The sequence below is a fragment of the Stenotrophomonas sp. GD03777 genome (assembly GCF_029842485.1).
Lineage (GTDB): Bacteria > Pseudomonadota > Gammaproteobacteria > Xanthomonadales > Xanthomonadaceae > Stenotrophomonas > Stenotrophomonas sepilia.
This window is the reverse complement of the sequence record NZ_JAOCGL010000005.1, coordinates 1-26,070: the sequence shown is the minus strand read 5'-3', so window position 1 is coordinate 26,070 and position 26,070 is coordinate 1. Positions and strand designations below refer to the sequence as shown.

At 67.0% G+C, this 26,070-nt stretch carries 21 protein-coding genes; 13 read left to right on the top strand and 8 right to left on the bottom strand.

Going from position 1 to position 26,070, the window contains the following annotated elements:
• The first annotated feature begins 80 nt into the window (after positions 1–80).
• From hrcA to dnaJ, 4 genes are all read left to right on the top strand, one after another.
• A complete protein-coding gene (gene hrcA / locus N5E02_RS02510) occupies positions 81–1,145 on the top strand; it encodes a heat-inducible transcriptional repressor HrcA (RefSeq protein ID WP_005416180.1) in 1,065 nt (354 codons plus the stop codon).
• A gap of 63 nt (positions 1,146–1,208) precedes the next feature.
• The gene (gene grpE / locus N5E02_RS02505; protein ID WP_005416181.1) at positions 1,209–1,724 is read left to right on the top strand and encodes a nucleotide exchange factor GrpE; all 516 of its coding nucleotides are present in this window, start codon (positions 1,209–1,211) and stop codon (positions 1,722–1,724) included.
• 180 nt (positions 1,725–1,904) lie between these two features.
• The gene (dnaK, locus tag N5E02_RS02500; RefSeq protein WP_005416183.1) at positions 1,905–3,827 is read left to right on the top strand and encodes a molecular chaperone DnaK; all 1,923 of its coding nucleotides are present in this window, start codon (positions 1,905–1,907) and stop codon (positions 3,825–3,827) included.
• A gap of 154 nt (positions 3,828–3,981) precedes the next feature.
• Positions 3,982–5,106 (top strand): molecular chaperone DnaJ, encoded by a 1,125-nt coding sequence (dnaJ, locus tag N5E02_RS02495; RefSeq protein WP_065179664.1) that lies wholly within the window; start codon positions 3,982–3,984, stop codon positions 5,104–5,106.
• Between the two features lie 122 nt (positions 5,107–5,228).
• Here the strand turns inward: dnaJ and N5E02_RS02490 are convergent, their stop codons facing one another.
• A complete protein-coding gene (locus tag N5E02_RS02490) occupies positions 5,229–6,026 on the bottom strand; it encodes a helix-turn-helix transcriptional regulator (protein ID WP_065179663.1) in 798 nt (265 codons plus the stop codon).
• Positions 6,027–6,098: 72 nt separating this feature from the next.
• On the opposite strand from N5E02_RS02490, the gene N5E02_RS02485 reads away from it, so the two are divergent.
• From N5E02_RS02485 to N5E02_RS02475, 3 genes are all read left to right on the top strand, one after another.
• Positions 6,099–7,298 carry an MFS transporter gene (locus tag N5E02_RS02485; protein ID WP_049416912.1) on the top strand — a complete coding sequence of 400 codons (1,200 nt, stop codon included), beginning with the start codon at positions 6,099–6,101 and terminating at the stop codon, positions 7,296–7,298.
• Between the two features lie 562 nt (positions 7,299–7,860).
• Positions 7,861–8,769 (top strand): pyridoxal kinase, encoded by a 909-nt coding sequence (gene pdxY, locus N5E02_RS02480; protein WP_279945796.1) that lies wholly within the window; start codon positions 7,861–7,863, stop codon positions 8,767–8,769.
• Positions 8,766–9,890, top strand: a complete 1,125-nt coding sequence (locus tag N5E02_RS02475; RefSeq protein ID WP_065185190.1) for a prephenate dehydrogenase — start codon at positions 8,766–8,768, stop codon at positions 9,888–9,890. Before pdxY ends, N5E02_RS02475 begins: the two co-directional genes overlap by 4 nt.
• Before the next feature lie 259 nt (positions 9,891–10,149).
• On the opposite strand, the gene N5E02_RS02470 is transcribed toward N5E02_RS02475, so the two are convergent.
• From N5E02_RS02470 to N5E02_RS02450, 5 genes are all read right to left on the bottom strand, one after another.
• Entirely contained in the window at positions 10,150–10,344 is a 195-nt protein-coding gene (locus N5E02_RS02470; protein ID WP_005416191.1) for a hypothetical protein, read from the bottom strand.
• Between the two features lie 70 nt (positions 10,345–10,414).
• Positions 10,415–12,187, bottom strand: coding sequence for an ABC transporter transmembrane domain-containing protein (locus N5E02_RS02465; protein ID WP_005416192.1), 1,773 nt, complete (start codon positions 12,185–12,187; stop codon positions 10,415–10,417).
• Positions 12,180–12,776, bottom strand: a complete 597-nt coding sequence (locus tag N5E02_RS02460) for a YigZ family protein (protein ID WP_005416193.1) — start codon at positions 12,774–12,776, stop codon at positions 12,180–12,182. Before N5E02_RS02460 ends, N5E02_RS02465 begins: the two co-directional genes overlap by 8 nt.
• A 40-nt stretch (positions 12,777–12,816) precedes the next feature.
• Complete coding sequence (locus tag N5E02_RS02455) at positions 12,817–13,812, bottom strand: hypothetical protein (protein WP_279945795.1); 996 nt, start codon at positions 13,810–13,812, stop codon at positions 12,817–12,819.
• On the bottom strand, positions 13,809–14,327 hold the full coding sequence (locus N5E02_RS02450) for an RNA polymerase sigma factor (RefSeq protein ID WP_229298559.1): 519 nt from the start codon (positions 14,325–14,327) through the stop codon (positions 13,809–13,811). Before N5E02_RS02450 ends, N5E02_RS02455 begins: the two co-directional genes overlap by 4 nt.
• Positions 14,328–14,574: 247 nt before the next feature.
• On the opposite strand from N5E02_RS02450, the gene N5E02_RS02445 reads away from it, so the two are divergent.
• A complete protein-coding gene (locus tag N5E02_RS02445) occupies positions 14,575–17,415 on the top strand; it encodes an EAL domain-containing protein (protein ID WP_279945794.1) in 2,841 nt (946 codons plus the stop codon).
• Between the two features lie 19 nt (positions 17,416–17,434).
• On the opposite strand, the gene N5E02_RS02440 is transcribed toward N5E02_RS02445, so the two are convergent.
• Together N5E02_RS02440 and N5E02_RS02435 are read right to left on the bottom strand one after the other, a co-directional pair.
• On the bottom strand, positions 17,435–18,028 hold the full coding sequence (locus N5E02_RS02440; RefSeq protein ID WP_005416197.1) for a TIGR00730 family Rossman fold protein: 594 nt from the start codon (positions 18,026–18,028) through the stop codon (positions 17,435–17,437).
• A gap of 251 nt (positions 18,029–18,279) precedes the next feature.
• Positions 18,280–19,776, bottom strand: coding sequence for an aminotransferase class III-fold pyridoxal phosphate-dependent enzyme (locus N5E02_RS02435; RefSeq protein ID WP_072168296.1), 1,497 nt, complete (start codon positions 19,774–19,776; stop codon positions 18,280–18,282).
• A 210-nt stretch (positions 19,777–19,986) separates the two neighbouring features.
• Here N5E02_RS02435 and queA point away from each other — a divergent pair, with 210 nt between their 5' ends.
• The 5 genes from queA to secF all read left to right on the top strand — a co-directional run bounded on the left by queA (position 19,987) and on the right by secF (position 25,755).
• On the top strand, positions 19,987–21,054 hold the full coding sequence (gene queA / locus N5E02_RS02430; protein ID WP_279945793.1) for a tRNA preQ1(34) S-adenosylmethionine ribosyltransferase-isomerase QueA: 1,068 nt from the start codon (positions 19,987–19,989) through the stop codon (positions 21,052–21,054).
• Between the two features lie 176 nt (positions 21,055–21,230).
• Positions 21,231–22,361, top strand: coding sequence for a tRNA guanosine(34) transglycosylase Tgt (gene tgt / locus N5E02_RS02425; RefSeq protein ID WP_014646826.1), 1,131 nt, complete (start codon positions 21,231–21,233; stop codon positions 22,359–22,361).
• Between the two features lie 134 nt (positions 22,362–22,495).
• Positions 22,496–22,840 carry a preprotein translocase subunit YajC gene (gene yajC, locus N5E02_RS02420; protein ID WP_005416201.1) on the top strand — a complete coding sequence of 115 codons (345 nt, stop codon included), beginning with the start codon at positions 22,496–22,498 and terminating at the stop codon, positions 22,838–22,840.
• A 61-nt stretch (positions 22,841–22,901) separates the two neighbouring features.
• Positions 22,902–24,758: a protein translocase subunit SecD gene (secD, locus tag N5E02_RS02415; protein ID WP_279945792.1), complete on the top strand. Its 1,857-nt coding sequence runs from the start codon at positions 22,902–22,904 to the stop codon at positions 24,756–24,758.
• A 16-nt stretch (positions 24,759–24,774) separates the two neighbouring features.
• Positions 24,775–25,755 (top strand): protein translocase subunit SecF, encoded by a 981-nt coding sequence (gene secF / locus N5E02_RS02410; protein WP_065185182.1) that lies wholly within the window; start codon positions 24,775–24,777, stop codon positions 25,753–25,755.
• Positions 25,756–26,070: the final 315 nt, after the last annotated feature.

The window sequence follows — 26,070 nt, the reverse complement described above, 5'->3', positions numbered from 1 at the left end:
ACGCGGGCGCGGGAGGTCCAATGACTTGCCAAGGCGATGCGCCGCCATTATCTAGTGTCCGTGTCTCACAGGTTGATTCCATGCACGGTTCTCCCGACCAGCTTGCCCCGCGTGCGCGCCACCTGCTGCGCACGCTGATCGCGCGATACATTCAGGACGGCGAGCCGGTCGGCTCGCAGACGCTGGCGCGCGTGGCCGGCCTGGAGGTCAGCCCGGCCACCATCCGCAACATCCTGGGCGACCTCGAGGATCTGGGCCTGCTGGCCTCGCCACATACCTCGGCCGGCCGCGTCCCGACCGCGCATGGCTACCGGGTGTTCGTTGACAGCCTGCTGCAGATGCAGCCGCCGGGCGAGGGCGAGCTGGCCCGGTTGCGCCAGGAACTGGCCGGTGGCGGCAGCACCCAGGCCCTGCTCGGCAGCGCCTCGGAGCTGCTGTCGGCGATGAGCCACTTCGTCGGCGTGGTCAGCGCACCGCGGCGCGAGCAGTTCGCCTTCCGCCAGATCGATTTCGTGGCGCTGGATGGGCGCCGGGTGCTGGCGATCCTGGTATTTGCCGACAACGAGGTGCAGAACCGGGTGATCGAGACCCGGCAGGAGTTTGCGCCAGGCCAGCTGGAGCAGGTCGCCAACTACCTCAATGCGCATTTCGCCGGCCTGCCGATGGCCGAGATCCGTACCCGACTGCTGCTGGAGCTGCGCGACGCCCGGTCCGAACTGGAGCAGTTGCTGGCCCACAGCATCGAACTGGCCGAGCAGGCCCTGCAGCCGGCGGCCGACGACATGCTGGTGGCCGGGCAGACCCGCTTGATGGGCGTGCAGGACCTGTCCGACCTGGAGCGCCTGCGCGAACTGTTCGAGCTGTTCTCCAGCAAGCGCGAGATCCTGCAGCTGCTGGAGCGGACCATCCAGGCGCCGGGGGTGCGCATCTTCATCGGCGAAGAGACCGGAATGATGCCGCTGCAGGGCGTCTCGCTGGTCACTGCCCCGTACACCGCCAATGGCCAGGTGCTGGGCGTGCTGGGCGTGATCGGTCCCAAGCGGATGGCCTACGACCGGGTGATCCCGCTGGTCCAGGCCACCGCCGATGTGCTTGGCGCGGCCTTTTCACCGGCCGGACGCACGCCGGGAACATCCGACGCTTGAAACGCAGCATCCCGCCCACACTAGGGTGGGTGGAGGCGGAGAGTGACCGCCAGGGACCCAGACATGAACCACGAACATCCAGATATCGAATCCCAGCAGAGTGCCGCCGATGCGGCTGCCACCGCCGGCGTCAACGACGAAGTCGAGCGCCTGCGCGCCGAAGTCGAGCAGGTCAAGGCCGATGCGCTGCGTGAGCGCGCCGACCTGGAAAACCAGCGCAAGCGTGTTGCCCGTGACATCGAGCAGGCCCGCAAGTTCGCCAACGAGAAGCTGCTGGGCGAGCTGCTGCCGGTGTTCGACAGCCTGGATGCCGGCCTGAAGGCCGCCGGCGACGACCCGCACCCGCTGCGCGAAGGCTTGGAGCTGACCTACAAGCAGCTGCTGAAGGTCGCCGCCGACAACGGCCTGGCGCTGCTGGATCCGATCGGCCAGCCGTTCAACCCGGAACACCACCAGGCCATCAGCCAAGTGCCGACCCCGGGCGCTGCCCCGGGCAGCGTGGTGACCGTGTTCCAGAAGGGCTACCTGCTCAACGAGCGTCTGCTGCGGCCGGCGCTGGTGGTGGTGGCCGCCGACTGATCCGGCAGGGCCGGGCGGCGGACAGACCCGTCACCCGACCCGACGCTGAACGCGCCGGATCGTCGGAAACACAGCGTTCGGGAGGTGGCTTGAATGTTCCACGGGCCTCCCCCACATCGTATTCATCCACCGGCCGAACGGCCGGACTGACCCCAACAAGCATCCTCAGGAGTCTCCCCCATGGGCAAGATCATTGGTATCGACCTCGGCACCACCAACTCGTGCGTGGCGATCATGGACGGCGGCAAGGCCCGCGTCATCGAGAATTCGGAAGGCGATCGCACCACCCCGTCGATCGTCGCCTACACCAAGGACGGCGAAGTCCTGGTCGGTGCCTCGGCCAAGCGCCAGGCCGTGACCAACCCGAAGAACACCTTCTATGCGGTGAAGCGCCTGATCGGCCGCAAGTTCACCGATGGCGAGGTGCAGAAGGACATCGCCCACGTCCCGTACAGCATCCTGGCCCATGACAATGGCGATGCCTGGGTCGCCACCAGCGACGGCAAGAAGATGGCCCCGCAGGAAATCTCGGCCAAGGTGCTGGAGAAGATGAAGAAGACCGCCGAGGACTTCCTCGGTGAGAAGGTCACCGAAGCGGTCATTACCGTGCCGGCCTACTTCAACGACAGCCAGCGCCAGGCGACCAAGGACGCCGGGCGCATCGCCGGCCTGGACGTCAAGCGCATCATCAACGAGCCGACCGCGGCTGCGCTGGCCTACGGCCTGGACAAGGGCGACAACAAGGATCGCAAGATCGTGGTGTACGACCTGGGCGGCGGCACCTTCGACGTCTCGGTGATCGAGATCGCCAATGTCGACGGCGAGAAGCAGTTCGAAGTGCTGGCCACCAACGGCGACACCTTCCTGGGTGGCGAAGACTTCGACAACCGCGTCATCGAATACCTGGTTGAAGAATTCAACAAGGACCAGGGCATCGACCTGCGCAAGGATCCGCTGGCCCTGCAGCGCCTGAAGGATGCTGCCGAGCGCGCCAAGATCGAGCTGTCCAGCGCCCAGCAGACCGAAGTGAACCTGCCGTACGTCACCGCTGACGCGTCGGGTCCGAAGCACCTGAACATCAAGCTGACCCGCGCCAAGCTGGAAGCACTGGTGGACGACCTGATCAAGAAGTCGATCGAGCCGTGCCGCGTCGCCCTGAACGATGCCGGCCTGCGTTCGAGCGACATCAGCGAAGTGATCCTGGTCGGCGGCCAGACCCGCATGCCGAAGGTGCAGCAGGCGGTGACCGAGTTCTTCGGCAAGGAACCGCGCAAGGACGTCAACCCGGACGAAGCCGTGGCACTGGGTGCGGCGATCCAGGGCGGCGTGCTGGGCGGCGACGTCAAGGACGTGCTGCTGCTGGACGTGACCCCGCTGTCGCTGGGTATCGAAACCATGGGTGGCGTGTTCACCAAGATCATCGAGAAGAACACCACCATCCCGACCAAGGCCTCGCAGGTGTTCTCCACCGCCGAGGACAACCAGTCGGCCGTGACCGTGCACGTGCTGCAGGGTGAGCGCGAACAGGCCCGCTTCAACAAGTCGCTGGCCAAGTTCGACCTGTCCGGCATCGAGCCGGCCCCGCGCGGCCTGCCGCAGGTGGAAGTGTCCTTCGACATCGACGCCAACGGCATCCTGCACGTGTCGGCCAAGGACAAGAAGACCAACAAGGAACAGAAGGTCGAGATCAAGGCCGGTTCGGGCCTGTCCGAGGAGGAGATCGCGCGCATGGTCGCCGACGCGGAAGCCAACCGCGAAGAAGACAAGAAGTTCCAGGAACTGGTGCAGGCCCGCAACCAGGCCGACGCCCTGATCCACGGCACCCGCAGCGCCATCACCGAGCACGGCAGCAAGGTCGGCGGCGATGTCATCGGCAAGGTCGAGGCGGCGCTGGCTGACCTGGAAACCGCGATGAAGGGCGACGACAAGGCACAGATCGAAGCCAAGTCGAAGGCACTGGAAGAAGCTGGCCAGTCGCTGTTCGCCGCTGCTTCGGCCGACCAGGGCGGTGCCCCGGGTGCCGACGCCGGCAATGCCGGCAAGGCGCAGGACGACGTGGTCGACGCTGAGTTCACCGAAGTCAAGGACGACAAGAAGTCCTGATCCGGACCGACGCGGGACGCTGGCCACCAGCGTCCCGTTGTCGCATCAGGGTCCTGACCGCCTACCGGCGTGTCGGGGCGCCCGACGCAAGAGCGGACCTGGTTCCGCTCTTCCGCTTTGACGAATCCCGACGTTCCGGAACCCGATTCACGATATGAGCAAGCGCGATTACTACGAAGTGCTGGGCGTTGCCCGCACCGCCACCGACGAAGAGCTGAAGAAGGCCTACCGTCGCTGCGCGATGAAGTTCCACCCGGACCGCAACCCGGGCGATACGGCGGCCGAAGCCTCCTTCAAGGAGTGCAAGGAAGCCTACGAAGTACTGTCCGACGGCAACAAGCGCCGCATGTACGACAGCCACGGCCACGCCGCGTTCGAGCATGGCATGGGTGGTGGTGGTCCGGGCGGCCCGGACATGAACGATATCTTCGGCGATATCTTCGGCAACATTTTTGGCGGTGGCGGCGGTGGTCCGCGCCAGGCCCGTCGCGGCGCCGACATCGGCTACGTGATGGAACTGGACCTGGAAGAGGCCGTGCGCGGCGTCGAGCGCCGGATCGAGATCCCGACCCTGGCCGAATGCGGCGACTGCGATGGCAGTGGCTCCGAAGACGGCAAGGTCGAGACCTGCAACGTGTGCCATGGCCGTGGTCAGGTGCGCATCCAGCGCGGCATCTTCGCCATGCAGCAGGCCTGCCACAACTGCGGCGGCCGTGGCCAGATCATCGCCAAGCCCTGCAAGACCTGCCACGGCAACGGCCGTGTCGAGGAAGACAAGGTGCTGTCGGTGAAGGTGCCGGCCGGCGTCGACACCGGCGATCGCATCCGCCTGCAGGGCGAGGGCGAGGCCGGCCCGGCCGGCACGCCGCCGGGTGATCTGTACGTGGAAGTGCGCGTGCGCGAGCATGCCATCTTCCAGCGCGATGGCGATGATCTGCACTGCGAAGTGCCGATCCGCATCTCGCAGGCGGCGCTTGGCGACACCGTGCGCGTGGCCACCCTCGGCGGCGAAGCGGAGATCCGTATCCCGGCCGAGACCCAGACCGGCAAGCTGTTCCGCCTGCGCGGCAAGGGCGTGCGTTCGGTGCGCAGCCGCAGCGAAGGCGACCTGTACTGCCGCGTGGTGGTGGAGACGCCGGTGAACCTCACCAACGAGCAGCGCAAGCTGCTGGAACAGTTCGAAGCCACCTTCGTCGGCGAGGAAGCGCGCAAGCATTCGCCGAAATCGGCCACTTTCATCGACGGCGTGAAGGGCTTCTGGGACCGGATGACGTCCTGAGTTTTTCAACGGAAGCGTTGAGCGGAAGCGCCGGGCCATGCCCGGCGTTCTCGTTTGCGATCTGCGATGGTTTCCGCCGGGCATGCGCCGCGATGGTGGATCCACGCCATGCGTGGACGGCGTTACCGGAAAAACGCCGCAGGTGTCTGCCCCAGCTGGCGCTTGAACATGCTGGTGAACGCGCTGGGGCTGTCGTAGCCCGTCGCCAGCGCGACATCGATGACCTTGTCACCGACCGCCAGCCGTTCCATCGCGGCCAGCAGCCGTGCCTGCTGCCGCCACTGGCCGAAGGTCATGCCCAGCTCGGTGGCGAAGCGCCGCTGGATGGTTTTCACGTCCACCTCCAGCGCCTGTGCCCAGTCCTGCAGTGTGGCGTCGTCGCCGGGGTGCTTCTGCAGGTGTTGGCAGATCCGCAGCAGGCGCGGGTCGCTTGGCGCAGGCAGGTGCAGAGGCAGCACGTCCATGCGATGCAGTTCGTCCAGCAGAAGGCGCACCACGCGGCCATCGCGGCTGTCCTCGATGTGCTCGCCCTTGACCAGCGTGGCGGCCTGCAGCAGCTCGCGCAGCAGGGGCGACACCTGCACCGCGAACGGCTCGGTCGGCAGGTGCGGGGCAAACGGCGGGTCGATGTACAGGCTGCGCATGTGCACGGCGGCGATGCAGTCCACCGCGTGCACCATGCCGGCCGGCATCCAGATCGCGCGGTTCGATGGCACCACCCAGCGCCCGACTTCCGACCGCACCACCATCAGGCCGGAGATGGCGTAGACCAGCTGGTGGCGCTGATGCTTGTGACCAGGGATGTGGGTACCTACGGGGTACTGGGTGACCCGATAGGTGACCGGGCGATGCAGTGGAACCTCCCGCCAGGGCGCGGCCGGATCGACGTCACTGGCTATGTCCTTTTTGCGATAGGGCATGACCTGAACGCGGCAGAAGGGAGGGAAGGGCAACCGTAGCATGCGGGGCTCGCCCCCAACCTGACTGCGTCCATGTCCACCCTGGCTTCTCCCGCAACGACCTCACGCCCGGCGGCCCCCGGCGTGCTGGCCGCCATTTCCACCTCGCACGTCGTCAACGACATGATGCAGTCGCTGATCCTGGCCATCTATCCGGTGATCAAGGGTGGCTTCAATCTCAGCTTCACCCAGATCGGCCTGATCACGTTGACCTATCAGCTCACTGCGTCGATCTTCCAGCCGTTGATCGGTGTAGCCACCGACCGCCGCCCGGCACCGTATTCGCTACCGATCGGCATGGCCTCGACCTTGTGCGGCATGCTGCTGCTCGGCTTCGCGCCGAACTACGCGATGGTGCTGCTGGCAGCGGCAATGGTCGGCATCGGCTCGGCGATCTTCCATCCGGAGGCCTCGCGCATCGCGCGGCTCGCCTCGGGCGGCCGTCATGGCTTCGCACAGTCGGTGTTCCAGGTGGGGGGCAATTTCGGTACCGCGTTGGGCCCGCTGATTGCGGCGGCAGTGATCGTGCCGTACGGCCAGCATGCCGCGTCGTGGTTCGCAGGCGCGGCCCTGATCGGCATCGCATTGCTGACCTATGTTGGCCGCTGGTACGCGTTGCATCTGGGCACGCCGCGCCCGGCCAGTACCGCCTCGATGGCGCCGCGCCATCCACCACGCACGGTGGCCAAGGTGCTGGCGATCCTGCTGGTGCTGATCTTCAGCAAGTACTTCTACATGGCCAGCATCGGCAGCTACTTCACCTTCTACCTGATCCACCATTTCGGCATTCCGGTGGCGCAGGCGCAGCTGCACCTGTTCGCGTTCCTGGTGGCGTCCGCCGCTGGCGGCTTCCTCGGCGGCCCGTTGGGTGACCGGATCGGCCGCAAGCCGATCATCTGGACCTCGATCCTCGGCGTGGCGCCGTTCGCGCTGATGCTGCCGCATGCCGACCTGTTGTGGACGACGGTGCTGGCGGTGCTGATCGGCTTCGTGCTGTCTTCGGCGTTCTCGGCGATCGTGGTCTATGCGCAGGAGATGATGCCGCACCGCATCGGCATGGTGTCCGGCCTGTTCTTCGGTTTCGCGTTCGGTATGGGCGGGCTGGGTGCCGCCGTGCTCGGCCTGCTGGCGGACAGAACCAGCATCGAGTACGTCTACCAGCTGACCGCGTTCCTGCCGTTGCTGGGCATCGTGGCGGCGTGGCTGCCGCCGTCGCGGCCTGCTGCTCGCTGAGGGGGTTGGGTTGCAGGGCTTGCAGCCCTGCACCCGCAGAGGCAACGGCAACAGCCGAAGCGCGCTATCCGTGGATTGGCGGGGTGGGTCCGGTTGCGGGGGACGCCGTGAATACGTCCCTGCAGGCTCGGTCGCGCCATCCATGGCGCTCACGCCGCCGCAACCGGACCCATCCCGCCTTCGACAGTTTCCTGCGATTTGTCGGAACGGTGTACTGCTCTGGTAGGTGTCGACCTTGGTCGACACGGTAGACCCATGCCATGCGTGGATGAATTCATTCGATATCTGACAGATGTGTCGACCAAGGTCGACACCCACCAACAGCCGCAGTTACCAACAGCCGCGTGAACCTGTCGAAGGCGGGGCGGTGTCGGAGTGCGGGGTGTCAGCCGCATGGATGCGGCTGCCAAGCCTACACGGACGTACTCGCGGCGTCCCCGCATTCCGACACCGCCCCGCTACCCCACGGATAGCTCGCTTTTGCCGTTGCCGTTACTTGCAGCTTCGGCAGGTGCAGGGCTGCAAGCCCTGCCGAAAACCCCCTTGGGCGTAGAATGCGACCATGAGCGAATCCCTTGATAACCACCTGGTCCACGGCCGCCGCCAGCGGCCGGATGGCCCGTCGCCGATCGATGTCATCTCGGTCCAGTCGCAACTTGTCTACGGCCACGCCGGCAACAGTGCCGCCGTACCGCCGATGCGCGCGCTGGGCGTGCGCGTGGCGGATGTCCCGACCGTGCTGCTGAGCAATGCGCCTTTCTACGACACCACGCGTGGCCGCGTGCTGCCCGCTGACTGGTTCGCCGACCTGTTGCTGGGCACCCACGAGCGCGGCCTGCCGCAGCGGGCGAAAATGCTCGTCTCCGGCTATTTCGGCAGCACCGCCAACGGGGCCGCCTTCGCAGACTGGCTGGACGACATCCTGCCGGCCTGCCCGCAGCTGCGCTATTGCCTGGACCCGGTGATTGGCGACACGCACACCGGCCCCTACGTGGAACCCGGGCTGGAAGCGATCTTCGCCGAGCGCCTGTTGCCGCATGCCTGGCTGGTGACGCCGAACGCTTTCGAACTGAATCGCCTGACCGGCATGCCGGCGCTGGCCGAGGCCGATGCCATCGCCGCCGCGCGCACGCTGCTGGATCGCGGCCCGCATTGGGTGATCGCGCACAGCGTGGGCGGCAGCCCGGGTGAACTGGTGACCCTGGCCGTCGGCCGCGAGGAAACCTGGCGCTGGACCTCGCCGCTGCTGCCGGTGGACGTGGCGGGTACCGGTGATGTGCTGATGTCGCTGGTGGTGTCGTTCCTGCTGCGCGGCGAATCGATGCAGCAGGCGATTTCGCGTGCGATTGCCGGCACCCATGCGGCGCTGGAGGCGACCCTGGACAACGGCTTCGAGGAATTCGACGTGGTCGCCGCCGCGCCGGCGGCGCTGGCCGAAGGCACGCGCTTCCGCGCCGAACGCGTTGCATGAGCGGCCTGGACCCACGCACGCCGCGCACGGTCGGCATCGTCGGCAGCGCTGGCGCCTACGGGCGCTGGCTGACCCGCTTCTTCCAGCAGCACCTGCAGTTGCAGGTGATCGGCCACGATCCGGCCGACCCAGGTTCGCACACGCCGGAACACCTGCTGGCGCAGGCCGATGTGCTGGTGTTCTCGGCACCGATCCGGCACACCCCGGCGTTGATCGCCGAGTACGTGCGGCAATCGGCGGGCCGCGAGCAGGGCAGGCTGTGGCTGGATGTGACCTCGGTAAAGGAGGCGCCGGTGCAGGCGATGCTGGCGTCGCGGGCCGAAGTGGTCGGCCTGCACCCGATGACCGCGCCGCCGAAGGCGCCGACCCTGAAGGGCAGAGTGATGGTGGTCTGCGAAGCGCGGCTGCAGCTTTGGCAGGCGTGGGTCGATACGCTGTGCGCCGCGCTGCAGGCCGAGTGCGTGCGGGCCACGCCGCAGCACCACGACCAGATGATGGCGCTGGTGCAGGCGATGGTGCATGCCACCCATCTGGCCCAGGCCGGCGTGTTGCGCCAGTACCAGCCGCAGCTGGGCGATCTGGCTGCGATGATGCCGTACCGTTCGGCATCGTTCGAGCTGGATACGGCGATCATTTCGCGCATCCTGTCGCTCAACCCGGCGATCTACGAAGACATCCAGTTCGGCAACCCGTACGTGGCGCCGATGCTGGAGCGGCTGGTGGGCCAGCTGCAGGCATTGCAGGCGCAGGTCGTGCAGGGTGACGACGGTGCACGTGGTGCATTTCGCGAGCAACTGCTGTCGGCCAATCGCACTGCCTTCGGCGAGCAGGCGCTGGCGGACGGCAACTACACGTTCGAACGCGTGGGCTATCTGCTGGCTGACCTGACCGAGCGCAACGCGCTGTCAGTACACCTGCCGGAAGATCGGCCCGGCTCGCTGCGCGAGCTGCTGAACGTGTTCGAGCAGCATCGCATCAGCCTGGCCTCGATCCATTCCTCACGTACGCCTGGTGGCGAAGTGCACTTCCGCATCGGGTTCATTGCCGGCAGTGATCCGGCAGCGATCACCCGGGCGGCCGCGGAAGTGGACGCCAGCGGCATCGGGCGGGTGCTCGGCTGACCACATTCATCCACAGGCGGTGTGGATGGATCCTGAGCAAACGTGTGGATAACCTCGCTCAGCCCTTGCTGGCAAAGGCTGTCAAGATGCCTGGCGAAAAATTGGCCACGCTTTTTTGTAGGGTTGAACCATGCTCGGGTGCTTTTGGCCAAAAGCGTGTCGACCAAGGTCGATACCTGCCAGAGCGGAGGATGGAGATCCGGTAGCGCGAGCGCGGAGCAGCACGAATGCGGTAGCGCCGGGCCATGCCCGGCGAACCTCAAATCGTCAACCGCAGTTCACCACCACTGGTGGTGAACTCACGCCCATTGCGCACCAGCTGGCGCCCGTCATCCAGCTCATAGCGCGGCGTGGCTTCGGAGTGGTGCCCGCTGCCGTTCGCCTCGGGCTTGAATTCGATGATGATGTGGCTTTCGCCATTACTGTCCACGGCGGGGAACTGACGGAACGACATCGCGTACCTCCTTCAGCGGATGCTGCGGGTGCGGGGCCAGCTTGGTCTTGCCGATGTTAGCCGGCCGTCATCAATCGATGAACTGCAGTCGTGCCAGTTCAGCGTACAGTCCGCCTTCGGCCAGCAGCTGCGCATGGGTACCTTCGGCGACGATGCGGCCCTGGTCCATCACCACGATGCGGTCGGCCTTGAGCACGGTGGCCAGGCGGTGGGCGATGACCAGCGTGGTGCGACCGGCCATCAGCCGCTCAAGTGCCTGCTGCACGCCATGCTCGCTCTGCGCATCCAGTGCGCTGGTGGCCTCATCGAGCAGCAGGATCGGCGCATCCTTCAGCAACGCGCGGGCGATCGCCACGCGCTGCTGCTGGCCACCGGACAGGCGTGCGCCGCGCTCGCCCAGTTCACTGTCGTAGCCTTGCGGCAATGCCCGCAGGAAGCCATCGGCCTCTGCTGCACGTGCGGCGCCCTCGACCTCGGCGTCGCTGGCCTGCAGCCTGCCGTAGCGGATGTTGTCGCGTGCACTGGCTGCGAACAGCGTCGGCTGCTGCGGTACCAGTGCCAGCTGCGCGCGCAGCTCGGCCGGATCGACCTGGCGCACGTCGATGCCATCCACGCAGATGCGGCCGCTGGCCGGATCGTGGAAGCGCAGCAGCATCGACAGCACCGTGCTCTTGCCTGCGCCCGACGGGCCGACCAGGGCCACGGTCTCACCCGGGCGGACATGCAGGTTGAAGTGGTCCAGCGCGGCCTGGTCCGGGCGCTGCGGGTAGTGGAACACCACGTCGTCGAACTGGATTTCGCCGCGTAGCGGTTGCGGCAGTGCGTGCGGCTGCGCCGGCGCACGGATCTCGATGTCTTCCTGCAGCAGCTCGCCGATACGGCCCATGCCACCGGCCGCACGCTGCAGCTCGTTCCACACTTCGGCCAGGGCGCCCACCGAGCCGCCGCCGATCAGCGCGTACAACACGAACTGGCCCAGCGTGCCGGCACTGAGGCGGCCGTCGATGACATCGTGCGCGCCCAGCCACAGCACGCCAACGATGGCGCCAAACACCAACAGGATGGCACTGGCGGTAACCAGCGATTGCGCACCGATGCGCCGGCGTGCGGCACCGATGGCATCGCCCAGCGCCTTGTCAAAGCGCCCGCGCTCATAGGGCTCGCGCGCATGCGCCTGCACCGTGCGCACGGCGCCCAGCGTCTCGCTGGCCAGGCTGTTGGCATCGGCGATGCGGTCCTGGCTGCTGCGCGCAACCGTACGCAGCTTGCGCGCGCCGACGATGATCGGCAGCACCGCCAGCGGGATGCCGAGCAGTGACCACGCGGCCAGCCGCGGGCTGGTGACGAACAGCATCGCCAGGCTGCCGACCACGGTGACGCTGCTGCGCAGGGCGACCGACATGGTCGAGCCGACCACGCTGCGCAGCAGTTCGCTGTCGGCGGTCAGGCGCGAGACCAGTTCGCCGCTGCGGCTGCGGTCGTGGAAACCGGCGCCGAGCTGGATCAGGTGTGCATACAGGCGGCTGCGCAGGTCGGCGACGACCTTCTCGCCCAGCAGCGACACGAAGAAGAACCGTGCGGCCGTCGCCAGTGCCAGCACCACCGCCACCAGCATCAGCAGGGCGAAGGCACGGTTGATCTGGCCACCGCTGGTGAAGCCGTGGTCGATCATCTGCTTCACGGCGGGGGGCAGGCTCAGCGTGGCGGCCGAAGAGACCGCCAGGGCCAGCAGCCAGGCGGTGAACAACCCGCTGTGGCGGCGCACGAACGGCCACAACGTCCGCAGGCTGCCAAGGCGGCGCAGCGGCGGGGTCGAGGCAGGGGCGTCGTCCTTGTCAGTCATCCTGGTTGTCGTCTTGTATGCGGATACGGTCACGGGTGGCGTCGCGCAGGCGGATTTTCAATGCATCGACCTGATCGGCCGGCAATTCGGCCCGCAGGCACACGCCGTTGGCATCGAACTGTTCATCGAGCTTCCCGGCGCCGAAGGCGGGCAGGGTGGCGTGCAGGATGCCCAGGTCCTCGAAGCCGGCCAGCAGCTGCAGCCGGGCCATCGCTACCAGGGGCAGGCGGGGGGCGGTGCGCAGGCACTCGGCGGCAGCGCCACCGTAGGCGCGCACCAGTCCACCGGCGCCCAGCTTGATGCCGCCGAACCAGCGCGTTACCACCACCATCACACGGTCGAAACCCTGGCCATCGATTGCCGCCAGGATCGGTCGTCCGGCCGTTCCAGCGGGCTCGCCATCATCGCTGGAGCGGTAGTCCTGGCCGTACCGGTAGGCCCAGCAGTTGTGGGTCGCGTCGGCTGCTGCAACCTGCTGCAGGATCGCCATGGCCGCTGCGGCGCTGTCGATTGGCGCAGCATGGGCGATGAAACGACTGTGTTTGACTTCCAGCGTGTGGCTGACAGGCTGGGCGAGGGTATCGAGCATTCCCGTCATTCTACGGGGTCGCCGGAGGTCACGTTCTGCTTCAGTCGTCCAGCAACGGGCGCAGGTCGCGCGGCAGGCGGGCTTCCGGATACTGCTGCACGTAGCGCTCCAGGCTGGCGCGGGCCAGATCGCGCTGGCCGTCGTCGCGTCGCGCGCGGATCTTCTGCAGCCACTGCCGGCGCGGCAGTCGCGCGTCGGCGTCCACCTCGGCCTGCACGGCATCCGCGCTCAGGCCCGCGTCGCTGCCGCGGCGCATGATGCCCGGTGCGGAACGGCTGGGCGCCTCACGCTTCATCGAGGTGATCTCCACCCGATCCAGCGCCTGCGTCCGCTCGGCCTCGGCGGCATTGGTTGCCGGTGCCGCGGCCGTGCGTGCGTTCATTGCCCCGGACGCTGCTGGCGCGAATGCCGGTGCGGGTGCGGGTGCCGAGTAGGCGGCCGGTGCAGGTGGCGCTGGCGGTGCTGCAGCCGGAGCGGGCGGGAGCGCCGCAAAGGAGGTGTCGGCGGGCGCATCCGCGGCCATGGACCGTGCAGCCTGGGCCGGCGCTTCAGCGGTCTTGGCCGGCGCAGGCTTGTGCGCACGCGCGATGGCCGGTGCCGGGGCAGCGGAAACAGGGGCGGACTCGGGTGCTGCCGGAGCAGAGGCTGGTTCCGCAACCGCCACTGCGCTGTCGGCTGAACCACTTCCAGCGGCCTGATCGGCAGCCGCGACGTCTTCTGCCGCAGCCGGTGCTGCGGCAACAGCAGTCTCGCCCGCCGGAACCGGTGGCGGTTCAGGACGCAGCTGCCAGGCGATGCCGATGGCGAACACCATCGAAGCGGCGATGCCGAACACCGCTGGCCAACGCGGGCCTGTGCGCTGCTTGCGCGGCGCCTCGGGAGAGGCAGCAACATCGGTACCCGGAGCGTCAACCGCGGCACGCGCCGCGGCCAGGATGGCGGCGTCCAGTGCGGCCGGTGGTGCCTGCTCGGCGCGACGGCCGAGCAGCCGGGCCAGCTCGCGTTCTTCCGGCGTCAGCGGTTCGTCTCGGTTCATGCGTTCAATCCCGCACGCAGCTTGTCCATCGCATAGCGCAGCCGCGATTTCACGGTTTCCCGGCCTACGCCGGTGATCTGGCCGATCTCCTCCAGGCTCAGTTCCTGATCCAGCCGCAGTTGCAGCACTTCGCGCTGCTCGGGCGGCAATTGCTCCATCGCCAGCTGGATGCGGCGACGTTGTTCGAATTCGGAAAGTTCGGCTTCCGGGGTCTGCCCGTCCTCGATCGCGGCCAGGCGCAGATCGGCGTCGGCCGGCGCTGCAGGGCGATGGCGGGCGGCGCGCCAATGGTCGTTCAGGCGGTTGTGGGCGATGCGGAACAGCCAGGTGCTGAACGCTGCTTCGGGCTGCCACCCGGCACGGGCGCTGATCACCCGCTGCCAGACGTCCTGGAAGATCTCCTCGGCCAGCGCGTTGTCGCGCAGTTGGCGCAGCAGGAAACCGAACAGTCGCTTGCGATGGCGCGCATACAGGCTTTCGAACGCGTGCAGGTCGCCGCCGGCCCAGGCCAGCATCAAGGCTTCATCGGTTGGCAGTGCGCTGGCTTCCACGGCGTACAGGGTAAGGCCTGCAGGCGATGGCGCATAGCCGGTGGCAGGGGCGGGCAGGGCGAGGGTCATGGCTCGGAAGGGGCTGCGGACGGCAGGAAAAACGTACGGGCGCACGATTCGGGGTTTACGGGCTTCCATTGCCCCCCGGGTGGCGCGCTATGCTCGTCGGCTCAGGGGAGGCGACGCATCGACGGCGCCAAGAGATTGTCATTTGTCCACGCATGCTGAACCGGCGGAAGAGCCACCACACGAGGCCGTGCTGAGCACGGCGCTGGTGCGCGCGTTGCATGCGCTTTTGCCGGAAACGGCCTTGGTCCGCGTCGGCTGGGACGACCCGCAGCTCGGGCGTGGTCAGGGCGGGTGGCCGGCCGACGGGGCGGCAGGCGCGTTCACTGCGCCGGGCATCGGCGACGGCTCCCATGGCTGGGAACATGACGGTGCACGCCTGCAGTTGTCGGTGGAAGGCGCTGTGCCTTCCGCGGCGTGGTGGGGGCTGGCCCGTCAGGCCATGGAACTGGCACTGCAGCGTGGCCGCCAGGCCGGGCAGATCAAGGCGCTGGAAGAAGCTGAACGGTTGCAGCAGGCGCTGTTCCAGATCGCCGATCTGGCCGGCGCCGATCTGGAAATGTCGGAGATGCTGCGTCACGTGCACGGCGTGCTCGGCACGCTGATGTATGCCGAGAACTGCTACATCGTTGAATACGATGATGTGCGTGACCAGATCCGCTTCCTGTACTTCGCCGACCAGGTCGACGATTTCGTCGCCGACCCGACGCAGAGCCATGACGCCGCCGAGATGCCGCGCAGCTTGACCGTCGCGCTGCTGCGCCATGGCAAGCCGCTCAGCGGACCCTCGCGCGAACTGCTGGCGCGCGTGGTCGAGCAGGAGCACGACCCGCAGCGTGGCCCCGAAAGCCTGGACTGGCTGGGTGTGCCGATGCTGCGCGATGGCCGGGTATGCGGCGCGATCGTGGTGCAGAGCTATGAGCTGGCGGCCCGTTATGGCGAGGCCGAGCGGGCGTTGCTGGGCTTTGTCGCGCAGCACGTGCAGACTGCGATGGATCGGCGCCAGGCGCAGGTCCGGCTGGAGCAACAGGTGGAGCGGCGTACGCTGGAACTGCAGCGCGCCAACCACAGCCTGCAGGATGAAGTGGCGGAGCGCCGGCGCGCCGAGCAACTGCAGACCGCGCTGTACAACATTGCCGAAATGGCGATGTCGGCCGACAGCCTGGCCCAGTTCTACGGGCAGGTGCATGGCGTGGTCGGGCGCCTGCTCGATGCGCGCAACTTCTATATCGCGCTGGTGAACGGAAGCGGCAACGGCCTGGACTTCGTCTATTCGGTGGACGAGCACAATGCCAGCCGTGCACCTCGTCCGTTCAGTCGCGGCCTGACCGAATACGTGGTGCGCAACCGGCGGCCCCTACTGGCCTCACGCGCCCAGATCGATGCGCTGCTGGCCAGTGGCGAGGTGCGTGAATCCGGCGCGCGCTCGCATTGCTGGCTGGGCGTGCCGCTGCTGCGCGATGACGAGGTGGTCGGTGCGATCGTGGTGCAGAGTTACAGCGAGAACAGTACGTTCAGCGTGCACGATCAGCGGCTGTTGACGTTCGTTGCGCAGAACATCGGAACCGGGTTGGCGCGCCAGCGCGACCAGCAACGGCTGCGTTTGGCGCATGCCGAACTGGAAAAGCGCGTGGAGGAACGCACGCGTGAGCTGGCCGAGGTCAACGAGAAGTTGCTCGGCCAGATCGGCGAGCGCCTGCGGGCCGAGCAACGCCTGACCCATCAGGCCATGCACGATGCGCTGACCGGCCTGCCCAACCGCCTGCACCTGCTCGATCGCCTGCAGGATGCGCTGGCGCTGGCCAAGCGCGAGGGCGGGCCGGTGTTCGCCGTGCTGTTCCTCGACCTGGATCGCTTCAAGCTGGTCAACGACAGCATCGGCCACGCCGCGGGTGACCGCATGCTGGTGGAGGTGGCCAAGCGCATCGTATCGATGGCCGGTGCCGATGATGTAGTGGCACGGCTGGGCGGTGATGAATTCGCGGTACTGCTGCAATGCCCGCAGGGCCTGGCACAGGCACTGGATTTCGGCCAGCGCCTGCTGCTGGCACTGCAGGAGTCGATGTGGATCGCCGGCCGCGAACTGTTCCCGTCCGGCAGCCTGGGCATCGCGCTGTGGAATCCGCGCTACCGTACCGGCGAGGAGCTGCTGCGTGATGCGGACGCGGCGATGTACCGGGCCAAGGCGCAGGGCCATGACCGCTGCGCGATCTTCGACGAGGACATGCGTGAACAGGCCATGCGCAGCCTCGACCTGGAAGCCGATCTGCGCCGCGCGATCAACAACCGTGATTTCGTTCCGTTCTTCCAGCCGATCGTGCGCCTGTCCGATGGCGAAGTGGTGGGACATGAGGCATTGCTCCGCTGGCAGCACGAGCGTCGTGGCCTGCTGTTGCCCGGCGCGTTCCTGGAGCTGGGAGAGGAAAGCGGCCTGATCGAACAGGTCGACTGGCTGATCTACGAGCAGGTCATCGCGCGCCTGGCCGAAGGTGGGCAGAGCTATGTCTCGGTGAACGTTTCGCCGCGCCATTTCCGCTCGGCCGAGTTCAGCGACCGCCTGTTCGGCCTGCTCGACGCGTGTGGCGCCGATCCGCGCCGGCTGCGGCTGGAGATTACCGAGGTCGCGCTGCTGGACGATGCGCCGCACACGCTGCGCATCCTGCAGGGCCTGCGCGAGCGTGGCATCCAGGTGCAGCTGGACGACTTTGGTACCGGCTTCTCTGCGCTGTCCTACCTGCACCGATTCCCGATCAGTACATTGAAGATCGACCAGAGTTTCATCGCCGGCCTGCACGGGCCGGAAGTGCAGAGCACGCGCGCGCTGGTCGAAGGCGTGCTGTCACTGGCCCGCACCCTGGGCATCGAAACCATTGGCGAAGGCATCGAGACCGAGGCGCAGCGGCAGACACTGCGCGAACTCGGTTGCGACTATGGCCAGGGATACCTGCTGGGCCGTCCCGCACCGTGGGCACGGACGCTGGCGTGAGCCACCGCGACGGTTCGCTTCAGCGCAGAGCCGAGCGACGTTTCTCGTCGATCCACTTCGAGGCCTGGGCCGGCTGGTAGTTCTGCATCCACACCAGCATTTCCTCGATGTCCGAGCCGTACCAGAGGTCCTGGCGCTGGTCCGGATGCAGGAAACGCTCTTCCACCATGCGGTCGATCATGCCGATCAGCGGCGCGTAGAAACCTTCCACATCGAGGAACGCGCACGGCTTGTTGCCGATGCCCAGCTGGCGCCAGGTCAGCATCTCGAAGATCTCTTCCATGGTGCCGAAGCCACCGGGCAGGGCAACGAAGCCATCGGCGAGGTCGAACATGCGCGACTTGCGCTCATGCATCGAGCCGACGATCTCCAGTTCGGTCAGGCCGCGGTGGGCCACTTCCCAGTCGGCCAGCTGGCGCGGGATCACGCCGGTCACCTCGCCGCCAGCGGCGAGCACGGCGTTGGCCACGGTGCCCATCAGGCCAACGTTGCCGCCGCCATACACCAGGCGCAGGCCATCGCGGGCGATGCGATCACCCAGGGCAATGGCGCGTTCGGTGTAGGCCGGCTTGCTGCCAGCGTTGGAACCACAGTACACACAGATCGATTTCATGGATCTTCTGTCTCTTGACCGGAAACGAAAACGCCCCGTCACCGACCGCAAGGCGGTCAGAGACGGGGTGCCCTTGGATTATGAGCCCTTCTGTAGAGCCGAGCCATGCTCGGCTGCTCTTCGTTCAGATCGCGGCAAAGGCCAGCCGAGCAAGGGCTATGCCGGTCGTCCTGGCCGGCACCCTTCGGGCCGTCGCCAGCGACGTTGGCAGCGGCTCCTGCCGCTGCCTTTGGCTCTACGCAAGCGGCGGCTTACGCCGCCGCAGCCTGCTCGCGGCGCGGGCCTTCACGCAGGGCGCGGCCGACCATGCCCACCAGCAGGTCCAGCTCCTCGCTGTCCATGCCGAAGTGCGGGGTGAAGCGCAGCGAGTTTTCGCCGCCATGGATCACGTTGATGCCGTGCTGGCGCAGCCATTCCTCGGTGGAGTTGGCGCCGTAGCACTTGAACTGCGGGGCCAGCTCGCAGGAGAACAGCAGCCCGGTGCCCTGCACCTTGGTGATCAGCCCGCCCAGCTCGTTCTTCAGCTGTTCCAGCTTGCGCACGGCCTCGGCACCACGTTCGGCGATGTTGGCGCGTACCTGTGGGGTCAGCTGGGCCAGGGTGGCGCAGGCCACGTCCAGCGCACGCGGATTGCTGGTCATGGTGTTGCCGTAGATGCCCTTGCGGTACAGCTGCGCGGCGTGCTCGGTCACCGCCAGCACCGACAGCGGGTACTGCGCGGCGTTGAGCGCCTTGGAGTAGGTCTCCATGTCCGGCGGGTCAAGCCCTTCGAAGCCCGGGTAGTCGACCACCGACAGCACGCCATGCGCACGCAGGCCGGCCTGGATCGAGTCCAGCAGCAGCAGGCTGCCGTGTGCACGCGTCAGCTCACGGGCAACGGCATAGAACGACGGCGGCACCGAACGGCCCGGGTCACCTTCGCCCATCACCGGTTCGAGGAACACCGCTTCGATGAACCACTGGTTGCGCGCGGCATCCTCGAACACCTTGCGCAGGCCGGCCTCATCGTACGGCGCCACGGTGATCACCGAGTCCTCGCCCCGGTAGCTGGCCAGGTGCTGCATGTAGCTCTTGCGGCTGGAATCCGAATAGAGGGCAGGGCGGTCGGTACGGCCATGGAAGCTGCCCTTGACCACCACGCGCTTGATCGCAGCGCCGGCGTGACGTGCACCCGGATCGGTCTGCAGCTTGGCGTTGACGTCGGCGATGCGCGCGGCCAGGCCGACGGCTTCGGAGCCGGAATTCAGGCACATGAAACGGGCGAACGGGCAGCCGCCACGGCGGTGGCCGATCTCGGCGCGCAGGGCGGTGATGAAGCGCTGCTGCGACAGGCTGGGGGTCATGATGTTGGCCATCACCTGTGGGCGCGCCATGGCTTCCAGCACGGCGTCCGGGGTGTGCCCGAAGCCGAGCATGCCGTAGCCGCCGGCGTCGTACAGCACGGCGCCCTTCAGGGTGACCACCCATGGGCCGCGCGCGGCCAGCGCCACGTAGGGGGTCACCGCGTCATCGGCATAGAAATTGACGAATCCGTCCTGCATCGCGTCGATCTGTGCCTGTTCGTCCTGCGCCAGCAGCGGCCCCAGGTCGGCCTGCACGCGCGCGAATTCCTCGGCGGCGGCGTCCACTGCGGCGATCAGCTGCGGGTGGTTGGCGGACAGGGCGGTCAGGGTGGCATCGTCCAGGCCGGTGGTGAGGCGGGTGCCGGGCTGGTTGCGCAGGGGGGCGAGGCGTTCGATGAAGCTCATTGCAGATCTCCTGAAACAATGGGTCGCACGGGCCATCAAAAGCAAAACGCGCGTCATCACGCGCGCTTGGGGCAGGCTCGTGCAGCGGACTTCCGGTTCGATGCTAGCACTTGTTTTTTTGCGCGATAACCCCGCAGAAACCTGCTGCATAGCAGCATTTTGCGCGACGTTCGCCGCGAAGTGCGCCGGCTCGCAGACGCTGGACGTACAATGCGCGCCATTGTCGACCTGTTGCCGCCCACCGCCTTGAAGAAGTCCGATTTCCATTACGACCTGCCGGCTGAACTGATCGCGCAGGCTCCCCTGGCCGAACGTTCCGCCAGCCGCCTCCTGGTGGTACCGCCGGCGCCCGGTGCCTTCACCGACCTGCAGGTGCGCGACCTGCCGTCGCTGCTGCAGCCGGGCGACCTGCTGGTGTTCAACGACACCCGGGTGATTCCGGCGCGCCTGTTCGGGCAGAAGGCCAGCGGCGGCCGCGTGGAGATCCTGATCGAGCGCCTGCTCGGCGCTCAGCAGGCGCGTGCGCAGGTCGGCGCCAGCAAGTCGCCGAAGGCCGGCAGCCGCATCGCGCTGGATGCCGGTGGCGAAGCCGAGGTGCTGGGCCGCGATGGCGAGTTCTACGTGCTGCAGTTCCATGTGCCGGAGTCGCTGGAGCAGTGGCTGCTGCATGCCGGCCGCCTGCCGTTGCCGCCCTACATCCAGCGCGAACCGGGCGTGGACGACCGCGAGCGCTACCAGACCGTGTTCGCGCGCGAAGTGGGCGCGGTGGCGGCACCGACCGCCGGCCTGCATTTCGACGAACCGCTGCTGGCGGCGCTGAAGGACAAGGGCGTGGAGTTCGGCCACGTCACCCTGCATGTGGGTGCGGGCACCTTCCAGCCGGTGCGCGCCGATGACCTGAAGGACCACGTTATGCACCGCGAGTGGCTGAACGTCGGCGCCGAACTGGTGCAGCAGGTGCGGCGCACGCGCGCCGGCGGCGGCCGGGTGATCGGCGTCGGCACCACCGTGGTGCGCGCGCTGGAAAGCGCGATGCGCGATGGCGAGCTGCTGCCGTTCGCCGGCGAGACCCAGATCTTCATCACCCCGGGCTACCGCATCCGCAGCGTCGACGCGATGGTGACCAATTTCCACCTGCCGGAAAGCACGCTGCTGATGATGATCTCGGCGTTTGCAGGCAAGGACCGCGTGTTCGAGGCCTACCGGCACGCGATCGAGCAACGCTACCGCTTCTTCAGCTACGGCGACGCAATGCTGCTGTTCCCGCAGGCGGAGTAGGGGCTGACCTCTGCTTGCTTGTGGTGGGTGCGCACCGTTGGTGCGCACTTGCAGGTGCCTGGAGACCAGGAAAGCCACGCATGGCGTGGCTCTACTGCCGTGCCGTTCAGGCCTGAATGGGCGGTCGAGCCGGTTTTGGGAGACAATGAGCAACTATTTGCCCGAATGACCGCTCCATGTCCCGACTGCAGTTCCAGCTCCAGACCCGCGATGGCCGTGCCCGCCGTGGCCGCCTGACCTTCCCGCGTGGCACGGTGGAAACGCCGGCCTTCATGCCGGTGGGGACCTATGGCTCGGTCAAGGGCATCCTGCCGGACCAGGTGCGGGCGCTGGGCGCCGAGATCATCCTCGGCAACACCTTCCACCTGTACCTGCGCCCCGGCCTGGACATCATCGCCGACCACGGCGGGCTGCACGGCTTCTGCCGCTGGGATGGCCCGATCCTGACCGACTCCGGTGGTTTCCAGGTGTTCTCGCTGGCCCATCGACGCAAGATCACCGAGCAGGGCGTGACCTTTGCCTCGCCCACCGACGGCGCCCGGGTGTTCCTCGGTCCCGAGGAGAGCATGAAGATCCAGAAGGTGCTCGATTCGGACATCGTGATGATCTTCGACGAGTGCACCCCGTACCCGGCCACCGAAGACGTTGCCCGCCGTTCCATGGAGCTGAGCCTGCGCTGGGCCCAGCGCAGCCGCAACGCGCATGACGAGCTGGGCAACGACGCGGCCTTGTTCGGCATCGTCCAGGGGGGCGTGCACACCGACCTGCGCAGCCGCTCGGCCGACGCCCTGCAGGCGATCGGCTTCGACGGCTACGCCATCGGCGGCCTGGCCGTGGGCGAGCCGGAGCACGAGCGCAACGCCATGCTCGACCACCTGGATCCGGAGCTGCCGGGCGACCGCCCGCGTTACCTGATGGGCGTGGGCCGGCCGGAGGACCTGGTCGAGGGCGTGGCACGCGGCGTGGACATGTTCGACTGCGTGATGCCGACCCGTAATGCGCGCAACGGCCACTATTTCACCTCGTTCGGCACCGTTCGCATCCGCAATTCCCAGTACGCGCGGGACATGGACCCGATCGAGCCGGGCTGCGGCTGCGTGGCCTGCACCGGCGGTTACACCCGGTCCTACCTGCGCCACCTGGACCGCTGCAACGAGATGCTGGCGCCGATGCTGGGCACCCTGCACAACCTTTTCTATTACGAAAAGCTCATGGCCGACATCCGTGCCGCGATCGAGGCGGGAACCTTCCTGGCCTTCCGCGAGTCCTTCTACGCGGCACGCGGAGCGGTGGCCCCGCCGCTGTAACCCCGGCGCCCCCCTGCCGAACGGCCCAAGGACGAACGCCCGGGGCCGTGGCATACTTCAAGGCTGACCCAGATCCGCGGTCGACACCCCCGCCCCTCAAGGGACGGGAGCGCCGCCCAACCAAAGGACCAACGATGAACCTGCTTGCTTTCCTGATTCCCGCCGCCCACGCCCAGGCCGCCGGCGGCCAACCGCAGGGCATGGGCCTGACCACGCTGCTGTTCCCGATCATCCTGATCGCCATCATGTACTTCCTGATGATCCGCCCGCAGATGAAGCGGCAGAAGGAGCACAAGGCCATGCTGGAGAAGATCAAGCGCGGCGATGAAGTGCTGACCAACGGCGGCATCGCCGGCAAGGTCACCGACATCGGCGACCACTTCATCACCGTCGAAGTGGCCGACAACGTGCGCATCCGCGTGCAGAAGGGCGCTGTCGGCAGCGTGCTGCCGACCGGCACCCTGGATTCGGCCAAGTAAGCCACTCCCTTTCCGAAGCACAACCGCGGCGCCGGGGATGGCGCCGCGCGGGACCCAAGCAATGCTCGAATTTCCACGCTGGAAGTACGTCGTCATCCTGATCGTACTGGCGCTCAGCGCGCTGTACGCGCTGCCCAACATCTACCAGAAGGACCCGGCCATCCAGATCACCGCCAACCGTGGCGGGCAGATCGACGATGCGCTGCGCGACCGTGTGCTGGCTGACCTGAAAAAGGCCGGCATCGCCACCATCGGTGCCGAAAAGGAAGGGGAAAGCCTGATCGTCCGCCTGCCGGACCTGAAGTCGCAGTCCTCTGCCAGCGACGCCCTGCGTGACACCGTCGGCGAGAAGTACACCGTGGCGCTGAACCTGGCTTCGACCGTGCCGGACTGGCTGGCCAACCTCGGCGGTCGCCCGATGGTGCTGGGCCTGGACCTGCAGGGCGGCGTGCATTTCGTGCTGCAGGTCGACCAGAAGGCTGCCCTCGACAAGCGCCTGGATGCCTATACCGAAGACGTGCGCAGCACCCTGCGTGACGCGCGTATCGCCTACCAGTCGGTGGAACGCCGCGCCGACAACAGCATCGTGGCCAACCTGAGCCCATCCGCCGGCGATGACGCCGCGCAGCGCGCCCGCGCCGCGCTGGTCAAGGCGCAGCCGACCCTCGGCTATGACGTCAGCGGCAACCGCATCACGGTCACCGTGCCGGAGACCGAGATCACGCAGATCGCCAACGGCGCCATCGAGCAGAACATCAACACCCTGCGCAACCGCGTGAACCAGCTCGGCGTGGCCGAGCCGATCATCCAGCGCCAGGGTGCCGACCGCGTGGTCGTGCAGCTGCCGGGCGTGCAGGACACCGCCGAAGCCAAGCGCATGATCGGTGCCACCGCCACCCTGGAATACCGTGCGGTGGTTGAAGGCAATGCGCAGGACGCCATCAACTCCGGCCGCATTCCGCCGGAAGCGAAGGTCTACCAGCAGCGCGACGGCCGTGGCCCGATCCTGCTGAACAAGCGCGTGATCGTCACCGGTGACCAGATGGTTGGTGCGCAGGCGGTGACCGATTCGAACAGCGGCTCGCCGGCGGTCAGCGTGACGCTGAACAACGTCGGTGGCCAGCGCATGTTCGACTTCACCAGCGCCAACGTGAACAAGCCGATGGCGGTGGTCTACACCGAGCGCGTGCCGACCGTGACCGTCGTCGACGGCCAGGAAGTGCGTGGCTTCAAGGTCAACGAGGAAGTGATCTCGGTGGCCAACATCAACGGCGTGTTCGGCAAGAACTTCCAGACCACCGGCCTGCAGAAGAAGGAAGCCGAAGACCTGGCCAAGCTGCTGAAGTCGGGTTCGCTGGCTGCGCCGATGGACTTCGTCGAGGAGCGCGTGGTCGGCCCGAGCCTCGGCGCCGAGAACGTCAAGAACGGCATGCGCGCGGTGGTGTTCGCGTTCCTGTTCACCCTGGTGTTCTTCAGCGTGTACTACCGCATGTTCGGTGTGATCACCTCGGCAGCGATGCTGTTCAACCTGCTGATCGTAGTGGCGGTGATGTCGCTGTTCGGTGCCACCATGACCCTGCCGGGCTTTGCCGGCCTGGCGTTGTCGGTCGGCCTGTCGGTGGACGCCAACGTGCTGATCAACGAGCGTATCCGTGAAGAGCTGCGAGCCGGTGTGCCGGGCAAGACGGCGATCGTGACCGGTTACGAGCGTGCCTCGGGCACCATCCTCGACGCCAACCTGACCGGCCTGATCGTCGGCGTGGCGCTGTTTGCATTCGGTACCGGTCCGCTGAAGGGCTTCGCGCTGACCATGATCATCGGTATTTTCGCCTCCATGTTCACCGCGATCACCGTGTCGCGTGCGCTGGCGACGCTGATCTACGGCCGTCGCAAGAAGCTCCAGAACGTGGCCATCTGACGGGACGACACGCACAATGAAACTGTTTCCGCTGCACATCCTCCCGAACGACACCAAGATCGACTTCATGCGCTGGCGCCATGTCGCCATGGCAGTCACCATCGTGGTGTTCCTGGCCTCGGTCGCCATCATCGGCATCAAGGGCTTCAACTACGCGCTGGACTTCACCGGCGGCACCCTGATCGAAGCCCGCTTCGACAAGGCGGTGGATGTTGAGCAGGTCCGCACCAAGCTCGAGCAGAGTGGCTTCGAAGGCGCCCAGGTGCAGAGCGTGGGTGGCAACACCGACCTGCTGATCCGCCTGGCCCCGCACGGCGAGCATGCTCCGGGTACCGGCGACGCCGCCCACGAGGACAAGGCCACGGCCGCTGCCGTGGTGAAGGCGTTGTCCACTGCCGACAATCAGGCCACCGTGCTCCGCAACGAGTTCGTGGGCCCGCAGATCGGCAAGGACCTGGCGATGAATGGCCTGTATGCCACCATCTTCATGCTGGCCGGCTTCCTGATCTACATCGCAGTGCGCTTCGAGTGGAAGTTCGCGGTCACCGCCAGCATCGTGGCGATGTTCGACCTGATCGTGACGGTCGCTTACGTGTCCCTGCTGGGCCGTGAGTTCGACCTGACCGTGCTGGCCGGCCTGCTGTCGGTGATGGGCTTTGCGATCAACGACATCATCGTGGTCTTCGACCGCGTCCGTGAGAACTTCCGCAGCCTGCGCGTGGATTCGATGGAAGTGCTGAACCGTTCGATCAACCAGACGCTGTCGCGTACGGTGATCACTGCGGTGATGTTCTTCCTGTCCGCGCTTGCCCTGTACCTGTACGGCGGCAGCTCGATGGAAGGCCTGGCCGAGACGCATATGATCGGTGCGGTGATCGTGGTGCTGTCCTCGATCCTGGTGGCAGTGCCGATGCTGACGATCGGTTTCCTGCGCGTCAGCAAGCAGGACCTGCTGCCGAAGGCGAAGGACGTTGAGGCCCTGGCCCGTCGCCCGTAACCGTTCGCGCTGCACGCAACCCACAGAGAACCCCGCGCAAGCGGGGTTTTTTGTGTTGCAGGGCTTGCAGCCCTGCACCCACGGTAGTGCCGGCCGCTGGCCGGCAACAGCAACAGCAACAGCAACAGCAACAGCAACAGCAACAGCAAGAGCGTGCCTTCCGTGGGTGGGCGGGGCGGTGTCGGAGTGCGGGGACGCCGCAAGTACGTCCGTGTAGGCTTGGCAGCCGCATCCATGCGGCTGACACCCCGCACTCCGACACCGACCCACCTTCGACGGGTTCACGCGGCTGTCGGTAGGTGTCGACCTGGGTCG